16 protein-coding genes, 1 pseudogene and 1 riboswitch are annotated in these 15,691 nt (G+C 45.5%); of the genes and pseudogenes, 12 read left to right on the top strand and 5 right to left on the bottom strand.

Annotation, left to right across the window (positions count from 1 at the left end):
• Positions 1-191 precede the first annotated feature (191 nt).
• Positions 192-1,904: an NFACT RNA binding domain-containing protein gene (locus tag IV54_RS05400; protein ID WP_057878380.1), complete on the bottom strand. Its 1,713-nt coding sequence runs from the start codon at positions 1,902-1,904 to the stop codon at positions 192-194.
• 200 nt (positions 1,905-2,104) lie between these two features.
• Here IV54_RS05400 and IV54_RS05405 point away from each other — a divergent pair, with 200 nt between their 5' ends.
• The 4 genes and pseudogenes from IV54_RS05405 to IV54_RS05420 all read left to right on the top strand — a co-directional run bounded on the left by IV54_RS05405 (position 2,105) and on the right by IV54_RS05420 (position 5,155).
• Positions 2,105-2,542 carry a MarR family winged helix-turn-helix transcriptional regulator gene (locus tag IV54_RS05405; RefSeq protein ID WP_057878381.1) on the top strand — a complete coding sequence of 146 codons (438 nt, stop codon included), beginning with the start codon at positions 2,105-2,107 and terminating at the stop codon, positions 2,540-2,542.
• A 314-nt stretch (positions 2,543-2,856) separates the two neighbouring features.
• A pseudogene (locus tag IV54_RS05410) lies at positions 2,857-3,721 on the top strand (DegV family protein).
• A 50-nt stretch (positions 3,722-3,771) separates the two neighbouring features.
• Positions 3,772-3,869: riboswitch (THF riboswitch) on the top strand.
• A gap of 42 nt (positions 3,870-3,911) precedes the next feature.
• A complete protein-coding gene (locus IV54_RS05415; RefSeq protein WP_237756671.1) occupies positions 3,912-4,436 on the top strand; it encodes a folate family ECF transporter S component in 525 nt (174 codons plus the stop codon).
• 278 nt (positions 4,437-4,714) lie between these two features.
• On the top strand, positions 4,715-5,155 hold the full coding sequence (locus IV54_RS05420; RefSeq protein WP_057878383.1) for a GtrA family protein: 441 nt from the start codon (positions 4,715-4,717) through the stop codon (positions 5,153-5,155).
• A gap of 152 nt (positions 5,156-5,307) precedes the next feature.
• Here the strand turns inward: IV54_RS05420 and IV54_RS05425 are convergent, their stop codons facing one another.
• Positions 5,308-5,817: a VanZ family protein gene (locus IV54_RS05425; RefSeq protein ID WP_057878384.1), complete on the bottom strand. Its 510-nt coding sequence runs from the start codon at positions 5,815-5,817 to the stop codon at positions 5,308-5,310.
• Positions 5,818-6,078: 261 nt separating this feature from the next.
• Between IV54_RS05425 and IV54_RS05430 the strand changes: the two genes are divergently transcribed.
• Both IV54_RS05430 and IV54_RS05435 read left to right on the top strand, forming a co-directional pair.
• Positions 6,079-6,408 (top strand): MazG nucleotide pyrophosphohydrolase domain-containing protein, encoded by a 330-nt coding sequence (locus IV54_RS05430; RefSeq protein ID WP_057878385.1) that lies wholly within the window; start codon positions 6,079-6,081, stop codon positions 6,406-6,408.
• A 227-nt stretch (positions 6,409-6,635) separates the two neighbouring features.
• Positions 6,636-8,177, top strand: a complete 1,542-nt coding sequence (locus tag IV54_RS05435) for an endonuclease MutS2 (RefSeq protein ID WP_057878386.1) — start codon at positions 6,636-6,638, stop codon at positions 8,175-8,177.
• 101 nt (positions 8,178-8,278) lie between these two features.
• Here the strand turns inward: IV54_RS05435 and IV54_RS05440 are convergent, their stop codons facing one another.
• Both IV54_RS05440 and IV54_RS05445 read right to left on the bottom strand, forming a co-directional pair.
• A complete protein-coding gene (locus IV54_RS05440) occupies positions 8,279-9,244 on the bottom strand; it encodes a hypothetical protein (protein ID WP_237756672.1) in 966 nt (321 codons plus the stop codon).
• Positions 9,213-9,752: a hypothetical protein gene (locus IV54_RS05445; RefSeq protein ID WP_057878388.1), complete on the bottom strand. Its 540-nt coding sequence runs from the start codon at positions 9,750-9,752 to the stop codon at positions 9,213-9,215. Before IV54_RS05445 ends, IV54_RS05440 begins: the two co-directional genes overlap by 32 nt.
• A 484-nt stretch (positions 9,753-10,236) precedes the next feature.
• Here IV54_RS05445 and IV54_RS05450 point away from each other — a divergent pair, with 484 nt between their 5' ends.
• From IV54_RS05450 to IV54_RS05465, 4 genes are all read left to right on the top strand, one after another.
• Entirely contained in the window at positions 10,237-10,797 is a 561-nt protein-coding gene (locus tag IV54_RS05450; protein ID WP_057878389.1) for a hypothetical protein, read from the top strand.
• Between the two features lie 90 nt (positions 10,798-10,887).
• Positions 10,888-11,538, top strand: coding sequence for an endonuclease III domain-containing protein (locus IV54_RS05455; RefSeq protein ID WP_057878390.1), 651 nt, complete (start codon positions 10,888-10,890; stop codon positions 11,536-11,538).
• A gap of 234 nt (positions 11,539-11,772) precedes the next feature.
• Positions 11,773-12,270: a cysteine hydrolase family protein gene (locus tag IV54_RS05460; protein WP_057878391.1), complete on the top strand. Its 498-nt coding sequence runs from the start codon at positions 11,773-11,775 to the stop codon at positions 12,268-12,270.
• Between the two features lie 143 nt (positions 12,271-12,413).
• Positions 12,414-13,253 (top strand): alpha/beta hydrolase, encoded by an 840-nt coding sequence (locus IV54_RS05465; RefSeq protein WP_057878392.1) that lies wholly within the window; start codon positions 12,414-12,416, stop codon positions 13,251-13,253.
• Positions 13,254-13,337: 84 nt separating this feature from the next.
• Here IV54_RS05465 and IV54_RS05470 read toward each other — a convergent pair whose 3' ends face one another.
• Entirely contained in the window at positions 13,338-14,453 is a 1,116-nt protein-coding gene (locus IV54_RS05470) for an alpha/beta fold hydrolase (RefSeq protein ID WP_057878393.1), read from the bottom strand.
• A 180-nt stretch (positions 14,454-14,633) separates the two neighbouring features.
• On the opposite strand from IV54_RS05470, the gene IV54_RS05475 reads away from it, so the two are divergent.
• Complete coding sequence (locus tag IV54_RS05475; RefSeq protein ID WP_057878394.1) at positions 14,634-15,194, top strand: TetR/AcrR family transcriptional regulator; 561 nt, start codon at positions 14,634-14,636, stop codon at positions 15,192-15,194.
• Positions 15,195-15,324: 130 nt separating this feature from the next.
• Positions 15,325-15,612, top strand: a complete 288-nt coding sequence (locus IV54_RS05480; protein WP_057878395.1) for an ArsR/SmtB family transcription factor — start codon at positions 15,325-15,327, stop codon at positions 15,610-15,612.
• Positions 15,613-15,691 lie beyond the last annotated feature (79 nt).

A 15,691-nucleotide genomic window follows, 5' to 3' on the forward strand; every position in this document is an offset into this window, starting at 1 on the left:
CCACTTCTAAGAATAGATTCTTAGTGTTGCACTTGATTTGACAATTGAGGAAGAAATAATCTTGATTACCAACAACAGTTATTTTAGAACCGTTTTTAATTTCGGTAATTGTAGATAACAAAAAGCGTCCAGTCAATATCGAAATGACTGAACGCTTTGTCTGTAAATGTAGTTGTATATAGCAATTAAGACTAATTATCCGCGAGTTTTTCAACCAGCGAGCTTTCTGGTGTGACGTAGACCGTCCGTTGGCCAGTAAAGATCACGTAGCCTGGCTTGGCCCCATTAGGTTTGTGGAGTCGTTTTACAGGCAGGTAATCGACGGGCACATTGCTCGACTCGCGACCCTTGGAGAAGTAGGCGGCCAAGTTGGCGGCCTCAAGAATCGTCGCTTCACTCGGATTATCCGCGTGAATGATCACGTGGGAACCCGGCATATCCTTCACGTGAAGCCAGATATCGGTTCGTTTGGCAGTATGCAGGCTCAACTGATCATTCTGCAAGTTGTTCTTACCGACAGAGATCTTCGTGCCATCGCTAGCCGTGAAGCGATCGGGCTTGCTGACCTTTTGACGCCGCTGTTTCTTAGACTTCTTCAGGTGATCGTGATCTCGCAGGTAGCCCCCTTGTTGGAGTTCGAGACGGATGTCCACGAGATCCTTCGGGGCGGCCAGTTCAATCTGGGCCATGATGTTGTCGAAGTAATCAACGTTAGCTTGCGTGATTTTCAACTGCTCATTAACGTAGATGACGGCATTTTTGGCCTTTTGATAGCGTTTGAAGTACTTTTGCGCGTTTTGGTTGGGTGATAACTGATTGGAGAGGGCGATCTTCAACGGCTTGTTGTCATCGTAGAAGTTGGGTAACGAAACTGATGTCTCCCCGCGTTTGACTTGGTGCAAGTAGGTCGTCAGAATCTCGCCCTTGATACGGTACTCGTCAGCGTTCTCGGTATCGGCAAGGGTGCGCTGGAGCTTCTTTAACTTGGTGCGATTCTTCTTGAGTTCGTTACGAACGACACGAATCAGCACGCTTCCTTGCTGTTGAACCCGGTCGCGTTCGGCCTTGTCCTGATAGTAGGTATCCAAGAGCTCACTGAGGGTAGCCGCAGTCTGTTGCGTGGACCCTTCCGCTGGGTAAGGGAAGGCCGTGAAACTGGTCTTGCCCTTAGGCGAAATGGTTAACGTGGGCTGTGGGGCATCGAAAGTGGCGAAGAAGTCTCGGAAGTGTTGGGCCACATCGCCAGGTTGGTGAAGGGCGGTGGCTAATGCGGCAACCGTGTCCTTGCCTAGTCCCTGGTATTGGTGCTGCAGGGTTTGGGCGAGAACTTCCTGGTTAGGGAAATCGCGGAGCGTATCGGCTAAATCAGGACGAGGGCCAGCGAAGGGATCGGTGAGATCTTGCTTCGGTGGGTTGATATATTGCGCCCCTGGTAAGAGTAACCGGTAGCGATTTTGATCGGAGCCAACGTGTTTGATGGCATCGAGAATCTTGCCTTCGGCACCGTCGACTAGGATGACGTTACTGTGACGGGCCATGATTTCAATAATAAGGAGAAGATCTTGTTGATCTCCTAATTCATTACGAGAGGTAAATTGCAGGTGCACGACCCGGTCGTTGGCAACCTGAGTGATGTTCTTTAAGATTGCCCCTTGCAAGTATTTCCGCAAGATCATGGTAAAGTTAGTGGGTACGGGTGGGTTCACGTATGGAATCTGCGTGACTTGAATCCGCGCATAGGTGGGGTTAGCCGATAACAGAATCGGATAGTTATGGCTATTAGCCCGGATGGTGAGGACGACTTCGTTGGCGTAAGGTTGGTTAATCTTACTTACCCGACCGGTCGTGAGGGCTTGACCCAATTCCTGAACCATTGCGTGGGTAAAGGATCCGTCAAATGACATGGAGAACAACACCTTTCTATCTAGAGAGTCTTGAATCAATCGTTCAATAAAACGACACAACTTAAAGTATACCGGGCGATCAAGCGAAGTGCAAAGAACTTTCCTCGGGAACCGAGTCAAAGGGGTAAAAAAACGTCATCAAATTGACTTGTGATTAGCAACCAGATCGTTGTACAATACAATCAAAGGAGTGAGGGCAAATGAAATCCAGTTTAGCGGCGCTTATGGCCATCAACAAAGTTCAGCAAACGTTACTGCAACGGATGACCAAGCAACAGCACCTAACCGTTTCCGAGTGGCAACTCTTGGATCATATCGGCGGCGGTGAAAACACCCAAGAAATTCTTGCCCAACAGACCCGGTTGGATACGTCGACACTCAGTCGCCAACTGAAGGGCTTAGTGGCCAAAGAGATGGTCTCCAAGGAAGCCATTGGTCGTGACAAACGCCAGTTGGTCTACAGCATCACCCCAGCGGGAACCGAGACGGCGGCAACCATTAATTCAGCATTTGAGGCGCTGTCAGATGAGGTTTTCGAACACTGGTCAACCGATGAACGCAATTTATTACAGATATTATTGAACCGTTTAGATAAAAGTATGGATCGTCAGCGCAATGTGAAGAAACCTTTGGCTTGATGTGAGGTGGTGGACACTGCATGCAGGGACAGATTGTCTTCTGTGTTTTTGTGGTGTTACAATTTAAGCAGGGTCGTTCTTCAGATGTGTCCTTGAGACGGCATAGGAGGCCCATTTGGGCTAGGCACAATTAAACCTGGATAAGTTCTCGGGATCATTGGCGTCAGGCCTGACAATCGCGTGCAAATGGGATTAGGTTAGAAAGGTTAAATTTGTCGTGATTACGTTTCCATAACCGTACAAGTTCTAGGCGTTCCTGGCGTTTTATGGTATTCTAGTTTCTAAATGATAAAAAACAAAAGTAGGTGTAAGAAATGAAGATTGCTGTGGTCACCGATAGTACTAGCTATTTGTCCGCAGAAGAGGTCGAGCGGTATCATATCCACGTCGTACCAATTCCGGTGATCATTGATGGTCGCTCCTATGATGAAGATGTTGATATTACCACGAGTGAATTCTACGAGCGGTTAAGAAATTCCAAGTCATTTCCAAGTACGTCCCAACCACCGTTGGGTGAAATGATTAATTTATACGACCAATTGGCCGATGAGGGTTATGATGCGGTGATTAGTATTCATTTGGCCAGCACCATTTCTGGATTCGTTAATCAATTGAAGGCCTTGGCGCCCACCAGAGCGGATCAAGGTCATTCCATATGACTCACAGATCACGGTCAAGTTGATGGGGTACTTAGCGATTGAAGCTTCACGGATGGCTGCGAAGGGTGCCGAACCGGACGAAATCATTGCGCGATTGGATGACTTGCGGTCAACGATTGGCGAATACTTTGTCGTTGACGATCTGCAAAACTTGGTCCGTGGCGGCCGGTTGTCCAATGCATCTGGGTTTATCGGCAGTGTGTTACGGATTAAGCCATTATTGACGTTTGACGATGAGACCCACGAGATTGTGGCCTTTGAAAAGGTACGGTCACGTAAGAAGGCCTTAGCACGGGTCGAGGACTTGTTTGTTCAAGCCCAGGCGAAGGTTGATTACCCATTACGGGCGTTAGTCTTAGATGCGAACGATCCAGATGGTGGGAAAGCTTGGGCCGAAAAGATTGCGACGCAATACCCTGAGATCCCCGTCGAACGCTCTTACTTCGGGCCAGTCATTGGGACCCACCTTGGGGAAAAGGCTTTGGCTTTAGCTTGGTTGAAGGACTTTGACCGCGCATAACGCGTGCAAGTCTGGAATGAGTATGGTATGCTGTTTTCTGTAATTAAATTTACGGAGTAGGAAATAAGGCGTCAAGTGCCGGTGGAACGCAATGTGAACACCGGACGAAGGGAATGTGTCCCGCGATCTTATTTCCGCATTGACCGCAGCAATGTGGCAACTCCCTTAGGAGATGTCTGAATTGAAGACAATGGCAAAAACCCAGCTACCCAAGCTGGACACGTTGAGTATGGTGACGATGGGGTTATTGATGGCGTTGCAGCTGGTGATCAGTCGCTTCTCGATCGGCAATAACTTTATCAAGTTTAGTTTTACTTTTCTGATTGTGGCGTTACTGGCCAAGTTGTTCGGTCCCTGGTGGGGCATGATGACCGCGGCCGTCGTTGACGTGGTGGGAACTTTGATGACCGGGGGACCCTTCTTCCTGGGATTTACGGTATCGGCGATCCTGGGATCACTGATTTACGCGCTGTTCCTTTACAAGCAACCGGTGAGTTGGGGACGCATCACACTGGCTTCTGTGATTATCGCAGTCGTCGTGAATGCCTTTCTCAACACATTGTGGGTGACCATCATGTACCGGACGCCATTCTGGAGTTTATTGCCACTACGGGCCGTTAAACAGCTCATTGTGACACCCATTCAAATTGTTTTGGTCTACGGCTTGTTAAAGAGCCGCGTGATTCAAACGATTCAGGAACGATTAAATCGATAACTAACACGAGCACCGTTTCGGTTAAGCCGGGACGGTGTTTTTAACTGCGGTGCAGCTAGGGGAATTAAATTAATTACTTTAACCTATGCAAATCAAAATTCACCTCTTCCGCCACACGGCTCAACCTGCCAACGCAGCCTAACCAGCAATTAACGGTAAATACAGGTCAGCGATCCAACCCTTAATTTTTTCTATTAAATGGGGGCGGCAGCTTGCGTCATTAAAGGTTTTCAGCTATAACGAGAGAAGATACGGATTATTCAGGGGGGACTAGAAACATGCAACGATTACTGCAACTTTACTACAAATATCAGGACGTGCTGGCCTACCTGATATTCGGGGGACTGACGACGGTGGTCAATTTGGTCGTCTTTTATGTCACGGCCACACTGTGGGGGTGGAACTATCAGGTAGGCAACGTCTGGGCTTGGTTCCTATCGGTGTTGTTTGCCTATCTGACCAATCGGGTCTGGGTCTTCCATTCCCACTTTACAACGACTAAGGCCCTTTTCAGCGAGGTCGTCACGTTCTTCCTCGCGCGGGGGGCGACATTGATTATGGATATGGCCATCATGTGGGCCGGGGTCACCTTGCTCCAGCAAAATGAAATGGTGACCAAATTGGTTGATCAAGTGGTGGTTGTCTTGGCTAACTACTTCTTTAGTAAGTGGTTTGTTTTCAAGAAGAACAAGGCTTCATCAATTAATGAACAGAATTAAATCAGTTGATAACCCATTACTGGCATGAGATTGCTGGTAATGGGTTTTATTTTGCTAGTAGGCCACTGTCGGCTGATTGGGGCGTGTGAACGGCTAACGTCGACCTGCTACAAAAAAACTGACATCCATAAGAATGTCAGTGGTAAGTTTACTTAGGCTATCGCGCGCTCCGCATGAGTTTTGCGGCTGGTTATTCGGTTGAAGAGGGCAACGGCTAGGCCACCGACCAGAATGCCTAAGGCGTTGGCCAAGACGTCATTGATGTCACTGCTGCGGTTGATGAGCCAATGATGCGAGAGGACGTATTGCATGGTTTCGACGCTACCTCCAACGAAGAGGCCCAAGAGACTGACGTCCAAGAGTGAAAGCTTAGGTAACGCCCACTTGGCCAGTAGCCCTAGGGAAATCGTCAAGACGATGTTCTCGAGGAAGCCGAGGTTGAAGACGTCCAGATTGGTTAAATTGACCCGGCCAATTCCGATGGGCATGATATAAATCGCGGTGCCGGAAAATGAAATTGGGGTAAAGAGAATGGCGGCTAGGCCAGTTAAGTAGCCTAGCACTAAGAGGGCGAACCAGCGGCGTTTGCGGCCGGTTGCGACGATGAGTAGGCCACTTAGTCCAGCCAGTAAGATGATGAGTAATAAGGGTTCCCAACGCATCGAACCACCTCCATAAAAGTTTGCTTATCTATCGTGTCGGTTATCATGTTCCTAGACTACAACAGAATTGGCTAGCGTGGTGGTTTTTGCGAGGAGCTTTACGTTTTCTTGGTTCCTTTAGGAAAACCATAAGGACTTAGGCAAAGAATCATCACACTTTTTCGGGGAGTTGTGGCTACTTATTTATTTATAAGACGTCTGCACTGAGTTCACAATTGGATTCTGGTACAGTTGAAAGAACACGAAAAGGGGGACGAACACGTGACAATTACGGAACATCAAGATTGGCTGGTCGATTTCTACCAGCGGCGGCATTGGTATCAATATTCACCCTTTGTTCATTTGAATTTCCTAACCGAAGAGGCCGGTGAGGTTTCGCGGGCCATTCGGGCGATTGAGATTGGGCGGGACCATCCTGGCGAAAAACAAGCGACTCCTGCGGCACGTCAGGCTAATTTACGTGAAGAATTGGCAGATGTGCTCGACCAGGTCTTGGTGATCAGTAGTCTGTATGATATCGATGCTAGTGACCTGTTGTCGGCCAGTGAGACTAAGCTAACCGAGCGTTTCAAGGATAGTCAACCAGATTAGACTTAAACAGCCACCATCAGCGATGACGGTGGCTATTTAGTTGGCATGTTTGCCCGAAAAACCTAGGTGTGCTAAGGTGGAAGCCGACGCTATAAGGAGTGAAGTTAATGAGTGTGCATAATTGTCGCGCGATGTCCGTTACAAACCAATACATGAATTAGCAATAGCAGGACCGACAATTCAAACCAATGAATGTTTCTCCATGCTGATTGCTGCAAGGAGAAAAAATGACTTTAAAACAAATTACCCAGCTTGATCAGATCCTAGCGACGGTCGCTCAATTCACGCATAGTGATCGGGCGGCGAACGCTTTACAGACGGCACCTAACGTGACCGACATTAAGACTGTTCGGCAACAGTTAAAACTGACGGCCGAGGCCCATCGTTTACTGGCCAATGATGTCATGTTGACCTACTTTGATTTGGATCAGCTGACCGCGCTACAAACAAAATTGGACCAAGGACTCTTACTCACGGCGGAACAATTGGGAATGGTTAGTGACTTTCTGACAAACCTTCAGCGATTGACGACCGTGCTACGTGAGCACGAACAACTCGCACCAGGGTTAACGGTCATGTTGGCTTCTGCCAAGGGTCTGAGCGGTCTGCAGGGCCGTTTAACTCACGTGATTGTCAGAGGGCAGGTTGCGGACGACGCCACGCCACAGTTGGCCGATATTCGGCGGCAGATTAAGAAACAACGCCAACAGGTGCAAACAACCCTGACTCAATTTGTCCAGAAGCACGCCAAGGCGGTTCAAAGCAATCGGCTGATCACGCGAAATGACCGGGTCTGCGTGCAACTGAAGGCGAGTTATAAGAATCGGTTCCCAGGTCAGGTCGTCGATCAGTCTGGGACTGGATCAACGGTCTTCTTCGAACCCCAAGCGGCAGCAAAAAAGTCAGCCGTATTGACTAGCCTGATCAATGCCGAGAGTGATGAAATATATCAATTGCTGGCCACGTTGACCGGCGACGTTCTGGATCACTGGGACGATCTGAAAGCCAATCAAGACTTACTCAGTGATTTCGATCAGACGATGGCCAAGGGGCAGTATGGCTTGGAAACAGATAGCCATCTGCCCAAACTGAACACCGACCAATACATTAAGATTGTGGCCGGCCGCCATCCCTTGTTGGGACCGGATGCCGTGCCTTTGAATATCGAACTCACGTCACATCAAGGCCTGATGATTACTGGGGCCAACTCCGGTGGGAAAACCGTGGTGTTGAAGACGATTGCGTTATTTGCCTTGATGGTTCAGTTTGGCCTGGAATTACCTGCTGATAAGGGCACAGAGATGGCCGTGTTTAGTCAGTTCTGGGTCGATATTGGGGATAATCAAAGTCTGACTGCTCAGTTGAGTACCTTTGCCGCTGAGATGACGACCTTGGTGGATATGACGGCTAATATTCAAGCCAACGCCCTCGTTTTACTTGATGAAATCGGGAGTGGGACCGATCCCGAAGAGGGTTCTGCCTTGAGTATTTCGATTATCGAATATCTCCGCCAGCAACAGGCGACGATCATTGCGACGACCCACTTCAGTGCCATTAAGGAATATGCCGTGGATTGCCCAACATTTATGACGGCTACCATGGCGTTCGATCCCAAGACATTACGGCCCACGTATCGCTTGCTTCTGCATCAGGTTGGGGCTAGTGAGGTGGTGTGGTTGGCCGAACGCTTAGGGCTGGCAAAGCCGATCTTAGAGGATACACGACGCCGATTGGCGGCGAAGTCTCGGGTGGGTCAGGCTGGTCGATGAGTAATTTAGATTGAAAGATAAATAAAACTGGTTTCGGAGGTAATTGTGATCTTCGGAACCAGTTTTTTTAAAATATGATTTTGATTTTATTTAAAACCCCGCTATTCATCACCGTCACCGTCCATGAAACCAGAAAAGTAGGGTTTTCCATTTACGGTGTAATTGTTCCAGTATCCGCTCCATCTGTCAAAATCATTAGGATCAGTGTCATTATAGTGGCCTTCAGTTCTCAAGCTTTTTATCTTGATCTGATACTTATGAGCGCCAATCTTTTTACCTGGAATCCCTTTGATGGGTGTACGGTACTGAACGGTGGTAGTAGTTCCTTTAACAGTTGTTTTGGTCATTTTAGCGGATGCTGTTGGCTTGTAGGCGTCGTCTTCGTTTCCAGTATTTACGATGATATCGCCACCGGGGGCATACTTGTCCATGGCAGCTTTACTGTAATATTGAATGTAATTATCTAGTGTTAAATAAAATGCTGGAGTTGAAAAATTTGAATCTTTATCCTTTTCAAATCCGATGCCTGGTCGCAAGATGGTGGATCGGATAGGGGCTTTTAGGGTAACTGGTTTAAAGTTTGCCTTCGTGAGTGGTATGTCCTCATCACCCGGGAAACGAAGATTTTTGAGCTTGCTGTAATGAATCGCTCCAAATCTAAAAGCAGCAGTGACCTTGTCTTGATGCCATTTATAACTTGGTATTGCCACAAGAAGTGTTCCTTTTTTTATGAGGAGCGGTTTATATTTTTTTCCGTGTTTTTGGTATATGTCAAGGTACATCGATTTCTTAGTTCGAACATACCAGTCGTTTGACAATGAGACATACTTACTAGATGCCTGAGCCGATAAGGTTGCGGATGTAAGTCCCATTCCGACAACAGCTCCAAACAAAAGTAGTCCCCGAAGAACTTTATGATTTAACAATCTAATTCCCCCCTGGTTTTCCGATACATCTACATTATAGGACATTGAATCGTTGGATAGCAAAAAGTCCTCAGAAATTAAAGGGTTTCCTGAGAACTTACATGCTACTTTATCTATTTTTTCTTGAACGTTTTCGTTCATGACGGTCATGCCGGCTCTCGGCTTGCAGGGCCGCATTGTGACGCATTTCAGTGGGGTACTGTCGCGACGCTAGTAGCCAGACGCAACCCCGTTGAACCAGCAAGGTTATGCCTAAATAGAGGAGCAGGGTTACCGAGCTTCCGGTCCAAATACGGTCTACACCGAGGTGGCCAACCGTACCGACAGCCCACCAAACCAGGGTGAGCCAATTACCTTGGCGCATGACAATTCCCTCATCACTCACCCAAAAATGGTAAGACCAGGCCCGTAATCCCGCAAATATCACGGCACTAGCTAAGCTCAAACCACCGAAAATCAAGGCCTGTTGCAACGTAATTTGTAAATGTTGTTTCTGGAAGGCATCCCCAATTGAAGCTGCACCGAGTAGGATCACTAAAATAAAAAATTCAATTTTGAACCGAATGATCTTGGGTGCCAACTGTCGTTTGATAACGACAAATAGTAGCCAAGCGCCCAGAACAAGATTGGTTAAGTCTAAGTTTTGCATGCGTTTACTCCTTGACGTGATTTATTGAATTTAGATTTTGAGTATACACCTTTTATAGGAGTGTTGGAACGATGCTTAACAGTTAATTTGAAGAACAGGTCCCTCTTGGCAGTTAACAGAAAGTGAGGGTATGGCGTCAAAATACTAGCACAAAGTTATTTATAACTTCTCCTGACCCAATCTGTGAAAGTATGACTTTTGATCGGTAAGTGTGGTGTTCCGATGACCAGACCAATAGGCTAATACTTTGGTGGAAGAACGGCATCGCGTTCTTGATGCTTGCCAGAAGAACTGCTGGATGATAAGGTTTAGGGGCTCTAGTATTTCTGCGGTAAAATGAGTGCTAGTATTAGCCAGCACATAGCAATAATAAAATTATTAAGTATAAATTTATAAATATATAGCTGCTAAGGATGTGATAAGAGTAACTCCTATATTTTTTTCTGGCAGCAACACATTGGCATAGTTGAATGGAGGAATTGACATGCAACATGATGAATCAAGAAGACCACTTCCAATTTGGGTAGCAATTCTTGGCGTTGTCATAACCCTAAGCTTAGGATTATCAGTGATCAAGGCTGATGCAGCCAAGGTTCCGAGCCAACAAAAGTTACGAACAGAGAAAACCTATTACATTAAGAAAAATAAAAAAATGCTTCGAGCGGCAACTCTGAATAAGAAGGGCTTATCGATCGCCTGGAAAGAAGTTGTATCACACAAGATCAAGTTACTCAGACATTTGAAGAAGACGATTGCGCAGGAAAAAGGAACCGTATATACGGCAAAACAAGCGAAGAGTTTGACACACAAGATTAATAAGCTTAATAAAAAGTATGTGGCTAAACTCAAGAAGTTAAGGGCCCAGAAGGTTCCAGCGGACATCGTACATAACTATTACCGTTTTCCCAATGGCGATATTTCTTTCATGCAGGAAAAGGTAAAACGGGTGGGAAACACCACCTATATTCTCCATGGTATCCATGAACTCAACGGTGTCTTTCATAACTTTGGTGGCCACGGTGCTGGTTTTACAGTCGGTAGATAAGTTTGTCGAATTAGTTTGTCCTCTGGCCTTTTGCGGTAAGATTGAGGTATGAAGTTACCGTCCAAAAGACGAGAGGGGCTGGCATTACTTATGTTGAAAGACAAACAGATAGTCTGGGCTATTCATGAGATGGCAGAAGATATTGGTCCAGTTGGACCTTCACTTGATTCTAGAACACCGTTTCAGTATTTGATATCGGTGATTCTCAGTGCGCAGGCGACAGACGTCTCGGTTAACAAGGTGACACCAATTTTGTTTGCGAAGTATCCGAATCCAGCGGATTTAATGGTGGCCAATGTTACCGATGTCGAATCGATTATTAAGAGTGTCGGTTTATTCCACAATAAAGCGAAAAACATTATCAAGACCGCTCGTATCGTTCATGAGGAATTGAATGATGTTGTCCCGACCGATCGTAAGGGGATTATGGCCCTGCCAGGTGCTGGGAGAAAGACGGCCAATGTTGTCTTGAGTGATGTTTTTGGCGAGCCAACCTTTGCGGTAGATACGCACGTGTCGGCTATTTCGAAGCGGCTACACTTCGTTGAGCAAACGGCATCCCCACTACAGGTGGAGAAGAAAATTGTTGGTGTTTTAGCTCCTGAGGAATTACATCGCGCACATCATACGATGATTGAATACGGTCGAAAGTATTCGATGAAGTTGTCCCCAGACAAAGAGGTTTGTCAGTTGATTATCGACTGTGACAAGCTGAATGAGGAGAATGAAGCCCAACTTTAATGAGGAAGGCAAGAGAGGCTTTGCAGCGCCCCTGGGGGCACTGAGGCCTCTTTTGTAGTCGCTTACAGTATCTGCCTAAAGTGAACGAAAGTTGGGCGTTACGCCATAACTAATTAGCAAGCGAAGGACGATTAAACCTTAAATACAGCCAACTCAAATTTTTTAATAGTTTGGACACCATAAATAGCGTATGATAGAAACTAAACTGAAAGATTCCTGAAGGAGGCCATCAACATGGCAGATGTCTTACTAGTCATTGATCTTCAAAACGGTGTTTGTTACGGTGAACAAACCGCAGCAAACATGCCCCAAGTCATTGCAGGTGTTAACGCTCGGATTGCGGCGTATCGCAAGGCTAAGAAACCAATTGTCTTTATCCAGCATTCGGATGAAGACTTGGTAGCAGGGACTCACGATTGGGAATTGATTCCCGAATTGGATTATCGCAACACAGATCCCATCGTTTCCAAACACCACGCAAACGCGTTTTTCCACACTAAACTGCGGAGCGTCTTAACAAGCTTTGCCGCAGAATCTTTGGAAATTTGTGGCGCACAGGTTGAATACTGTGTTGATACGACTACTAAGGTAGCTCACGGTATTGGTTATGACTTACAAATGACGCGGGGATTAACAACCACCGTCGATAATAAATTTATGACAGCGGACCAAACTATTGCCTTTTTTGAAGGTATTTGGGATCACCGGTTTGTCACCATGTTAGAAGCCTAAATATACAAGCTCACCGTCAAATGGCGGTGAGCTTTTTATAAAATAAAACGCGATATAAATTAATTTCAAAATATGGCTTGCCTTAGAGTCCACATGAGGGGGTATACTTTTGCCGTTAAATAAAATATGGGGAGAACCATCTTATGAAAAAAAGAGGATTTCTGTTTTTGGGGATTAGTCTGTTGGCTTTAGGGTTGTCAGCATGTGGCCTGACTAGCAATCGGAGTGATGCAGCGGCGTTGCCTGACGCCAGTAAATACGAGCCAACGCTGTTTTTTCACGGTTGGGGAAGTAGTACGCACGCCGAGGAACAAATGGCCCATTCATTGGTAAATGCGGGGTTAACGCATACCATTATTCGGGCGACCGTTTCGAAAAAAGGAAAGGTGTCGCTGAAAGGCCACTTCCGTGAAGGTGATTACCATCCCATTGTTGAGGTCGGGTTTGAAGATAATCATAATGCCAGTTCGCAGCAATGGGGACAATGGGCTAAGGCGACTGTGGTTAAGCTACAGCGGACCTATCACACGAAGAAGTTCAATGTAGTTGGCCATTCGATGGGTAACATGGCCATTATGTATTATTTACGCAATAACAATCGCAGTTTGCCGAAATTACAGAAACAAGTCGATATTGCCGGCCACTTTAACGGAATTCTTGGTATGAATGATGAACCTAATCGAATGAAGTTGCAGGCCAATGGCAAGCCTGAGAAGATGCAAGCGGATTATAAGCGGCTGCTAGGTCTCCGTAAAACTTACCCGAACCAAGCTGCGGTTCTAAATATTTATGGCGATAAGAATGATGGGTCGCATTCGGATGGATCAGTCAGTAACGCTTCCTCCCAATCATTACGATACCTGGTCTCAGGCCGAGCCAAGTCCTATCAGGAACGTAAGATTGTTGGGGCCAGTGCGCAGCATAGCAAGTTGCATGACAATGTGAAGGTAGATAAATTGTTGATTAGTTTCTTACGGAATTAGTTGGTGTTAGTGTTTAATCACAGATGGTAAAACGGATGAAGTGAGGCGCCAATGATTGGTGGCGCCTCACTTCATCCGTTTTACTTAGTCTGCAAGAAAGGATTTGATCTCATCGAAGGCAAGATCAACACGTCCAACTTGACAATGTTGATCGGCACCAGTTTCTTTTGTAAAGAGCTTGGTTCTGATTTCTCCTGCATTGACTAGTTTTTCTCGAATGGTTTTTAATCGCTTTACGGGTACATATTGATCGTTTTCACCGGCCAATAAAAGGCAATCCTGATTCACGTATTTCAAGATATGGCTAGCATTATGTTTCTTGATATCTTGTAAGAAATCATAAGGGGTATTGGTACCGGTCAATAGATAGCCGTTACCGAGTTTCCATTGAAGATCAATGTTATTTTGGGCAGCTTTGGATAGTAGTCTGTTTAGAGTTTTCTTCTGATGGAGGAGTAGCGCTCCCGATAAAATTCCAAATTTGAATAGTCCTAAGTTCATTTTAACGGTATCCATTGGGGTGTAAAAAACATCAAGTGCAATAACTTTTTTGATCCTCTTCTCAAAGGCTGCGGCACGCATAACTAGGTATCCTCCCCAAGACATACCGATTGCGTCAACTTCACTTAATTTGAAATAATCCAGTATTACAGAAACTGGTTTTTCGAAATTATGAATGAAGTGCAAGCCTTGTGACGAAGTATTGCCCTGACCTGGACCATCAAAAATAATAATATTATAGTTAGTTCCTTTCATGTATTTGTAAAAACTGGTCAGTTCTTCCAAATAGCCATCGAATCCACCAATGACGAGTAATGTTTTTGTTGCCTGGGGCTGCTTTAATAATAAGGCTGGAAGTGTTCCACCTTCGTAAGGTACCTGATATCGTTCATAATCAAAGTCATTGTAGCTCTGGTAGAAGCATCGAATAAAATCGTTATATAGAGTGACTTTTTGTTTCGTATTTTCGAACAGATAAAACATGGCAGCTTTATAGTAGCTGGCAGCTATAGCATATTCATCTTCTTCCTCATAATATTCAGCCCGTTTGGACCACCACTTCGTCCAGGTTGCAAAGTCTGTGACATCTTTGGCTATGTTCTTTAAATCACTTTGAACGTCCTTGTTCTGTAAGAAATTCATCGTAAAACGATGGATTTGAAAATCAAATTGCTGGTTGCCAGTTATAACGTCAGTCATTTTTATCTCCCCCAAATTATAAAACTAATTTTATTGTTGGCTAACAATTAGTCACAGTTTAAAGTGCTTCCCTATGACGCCATGACTTTAGCATTATATAATTGGTAAAACAAGATAGTTGGTGTATTGTTTGACAAGTGCTACATATAGGCCATTTGTGTGACAGTAGGGGGGATTGGAATGAATGGGCAAGAACGACTGGTACGGCAATCAAAGACATGGCTATTAAAAGCACTTTTTGATTTATTAGCTGAACAGCCCTATGAAGACATCTCAGTCAGAGAGATTGCGGAAAAAGCCCAGCTTTCACGGCGCACATTCTATCGTTTGTATAAGAATAAAGAGGATCTTTTAAACTCCTATAACAGTGAGATTGGCAGTCAATATCTATCAGAGCTTGTAAAGTTTGGTTCTGGGGGAGCAACACTTGAGGAGGGACTCACCTTCTTTTTTGAATTCTGGTGGCGTGAGAGAGAGCAAATAAGATTACTCATGAGGCAAGGGCTTTACGGCCGGTTTCTAGAGGCAATGAATCCCCATGTCATTAAGATCTACCAAAGGTTCCCGGCTCCATGGCATATGAAAGGAACGGAGAAAGAAAAGACTTATTTTATGATGTTCGCTGTCGGTGGGCTTTGGAATGTCTTAGGCAATTGGCTAATCGAATCGGAACCCCAATCACCTGAAAATATGGCATCGTTGATGATATCCGGTGTTATGAGCTTGCAAGATGAAGTTTAAATCGGTTCAATAAAATATACTTTGACTTTGGTGATTTTTGAATTTCATGAACAATTCGAAATTGAGATGAGTATTGGTTTATAAGCTTCAAATCCTTGCGAAAAATCAATTTTCTAGTAGGATAGGGACTATGACAAAACAAGTAAACACAACTGAAGAAAGCACAAAGGTCTTTAAGGCTCTTGCTGATCCGATTCGCTTAGAAATCATCCGTTATCTGAACCAATTGGGTCATGAAGTTTCCTGTGGAGAGGTTGGTCGGGTCCTGGCAATTAGTAAGACTTCCGGGTCCTATCACTTTAAGATTCTTCAGGAAGCGGGATTGATCACGGCCCATAAGGTCGCACGTGAAAAATATGTGGCGTTAGACCGGTCGACATTTGATCAGTACCTAACCCATTTCTGGCAAAATTTCTAGTTAACTAGACCAATGAAGAGGCGATCGCTGAGATCGTCTCTTTTTAATTTTGGTTCTTGCCAGGTCAAAGTGAGCATGC

The organism is Levilactobacillus paucivorans (assembly GCF_001437125.1).
In the GTDB taxonomy this organism is placed as follows: Bacteria; Bacillota; Bacilli; order Lactobacillales; family Lactobacillaceae; genus Levilactobacillus; species Levilactobacillus paucivorans.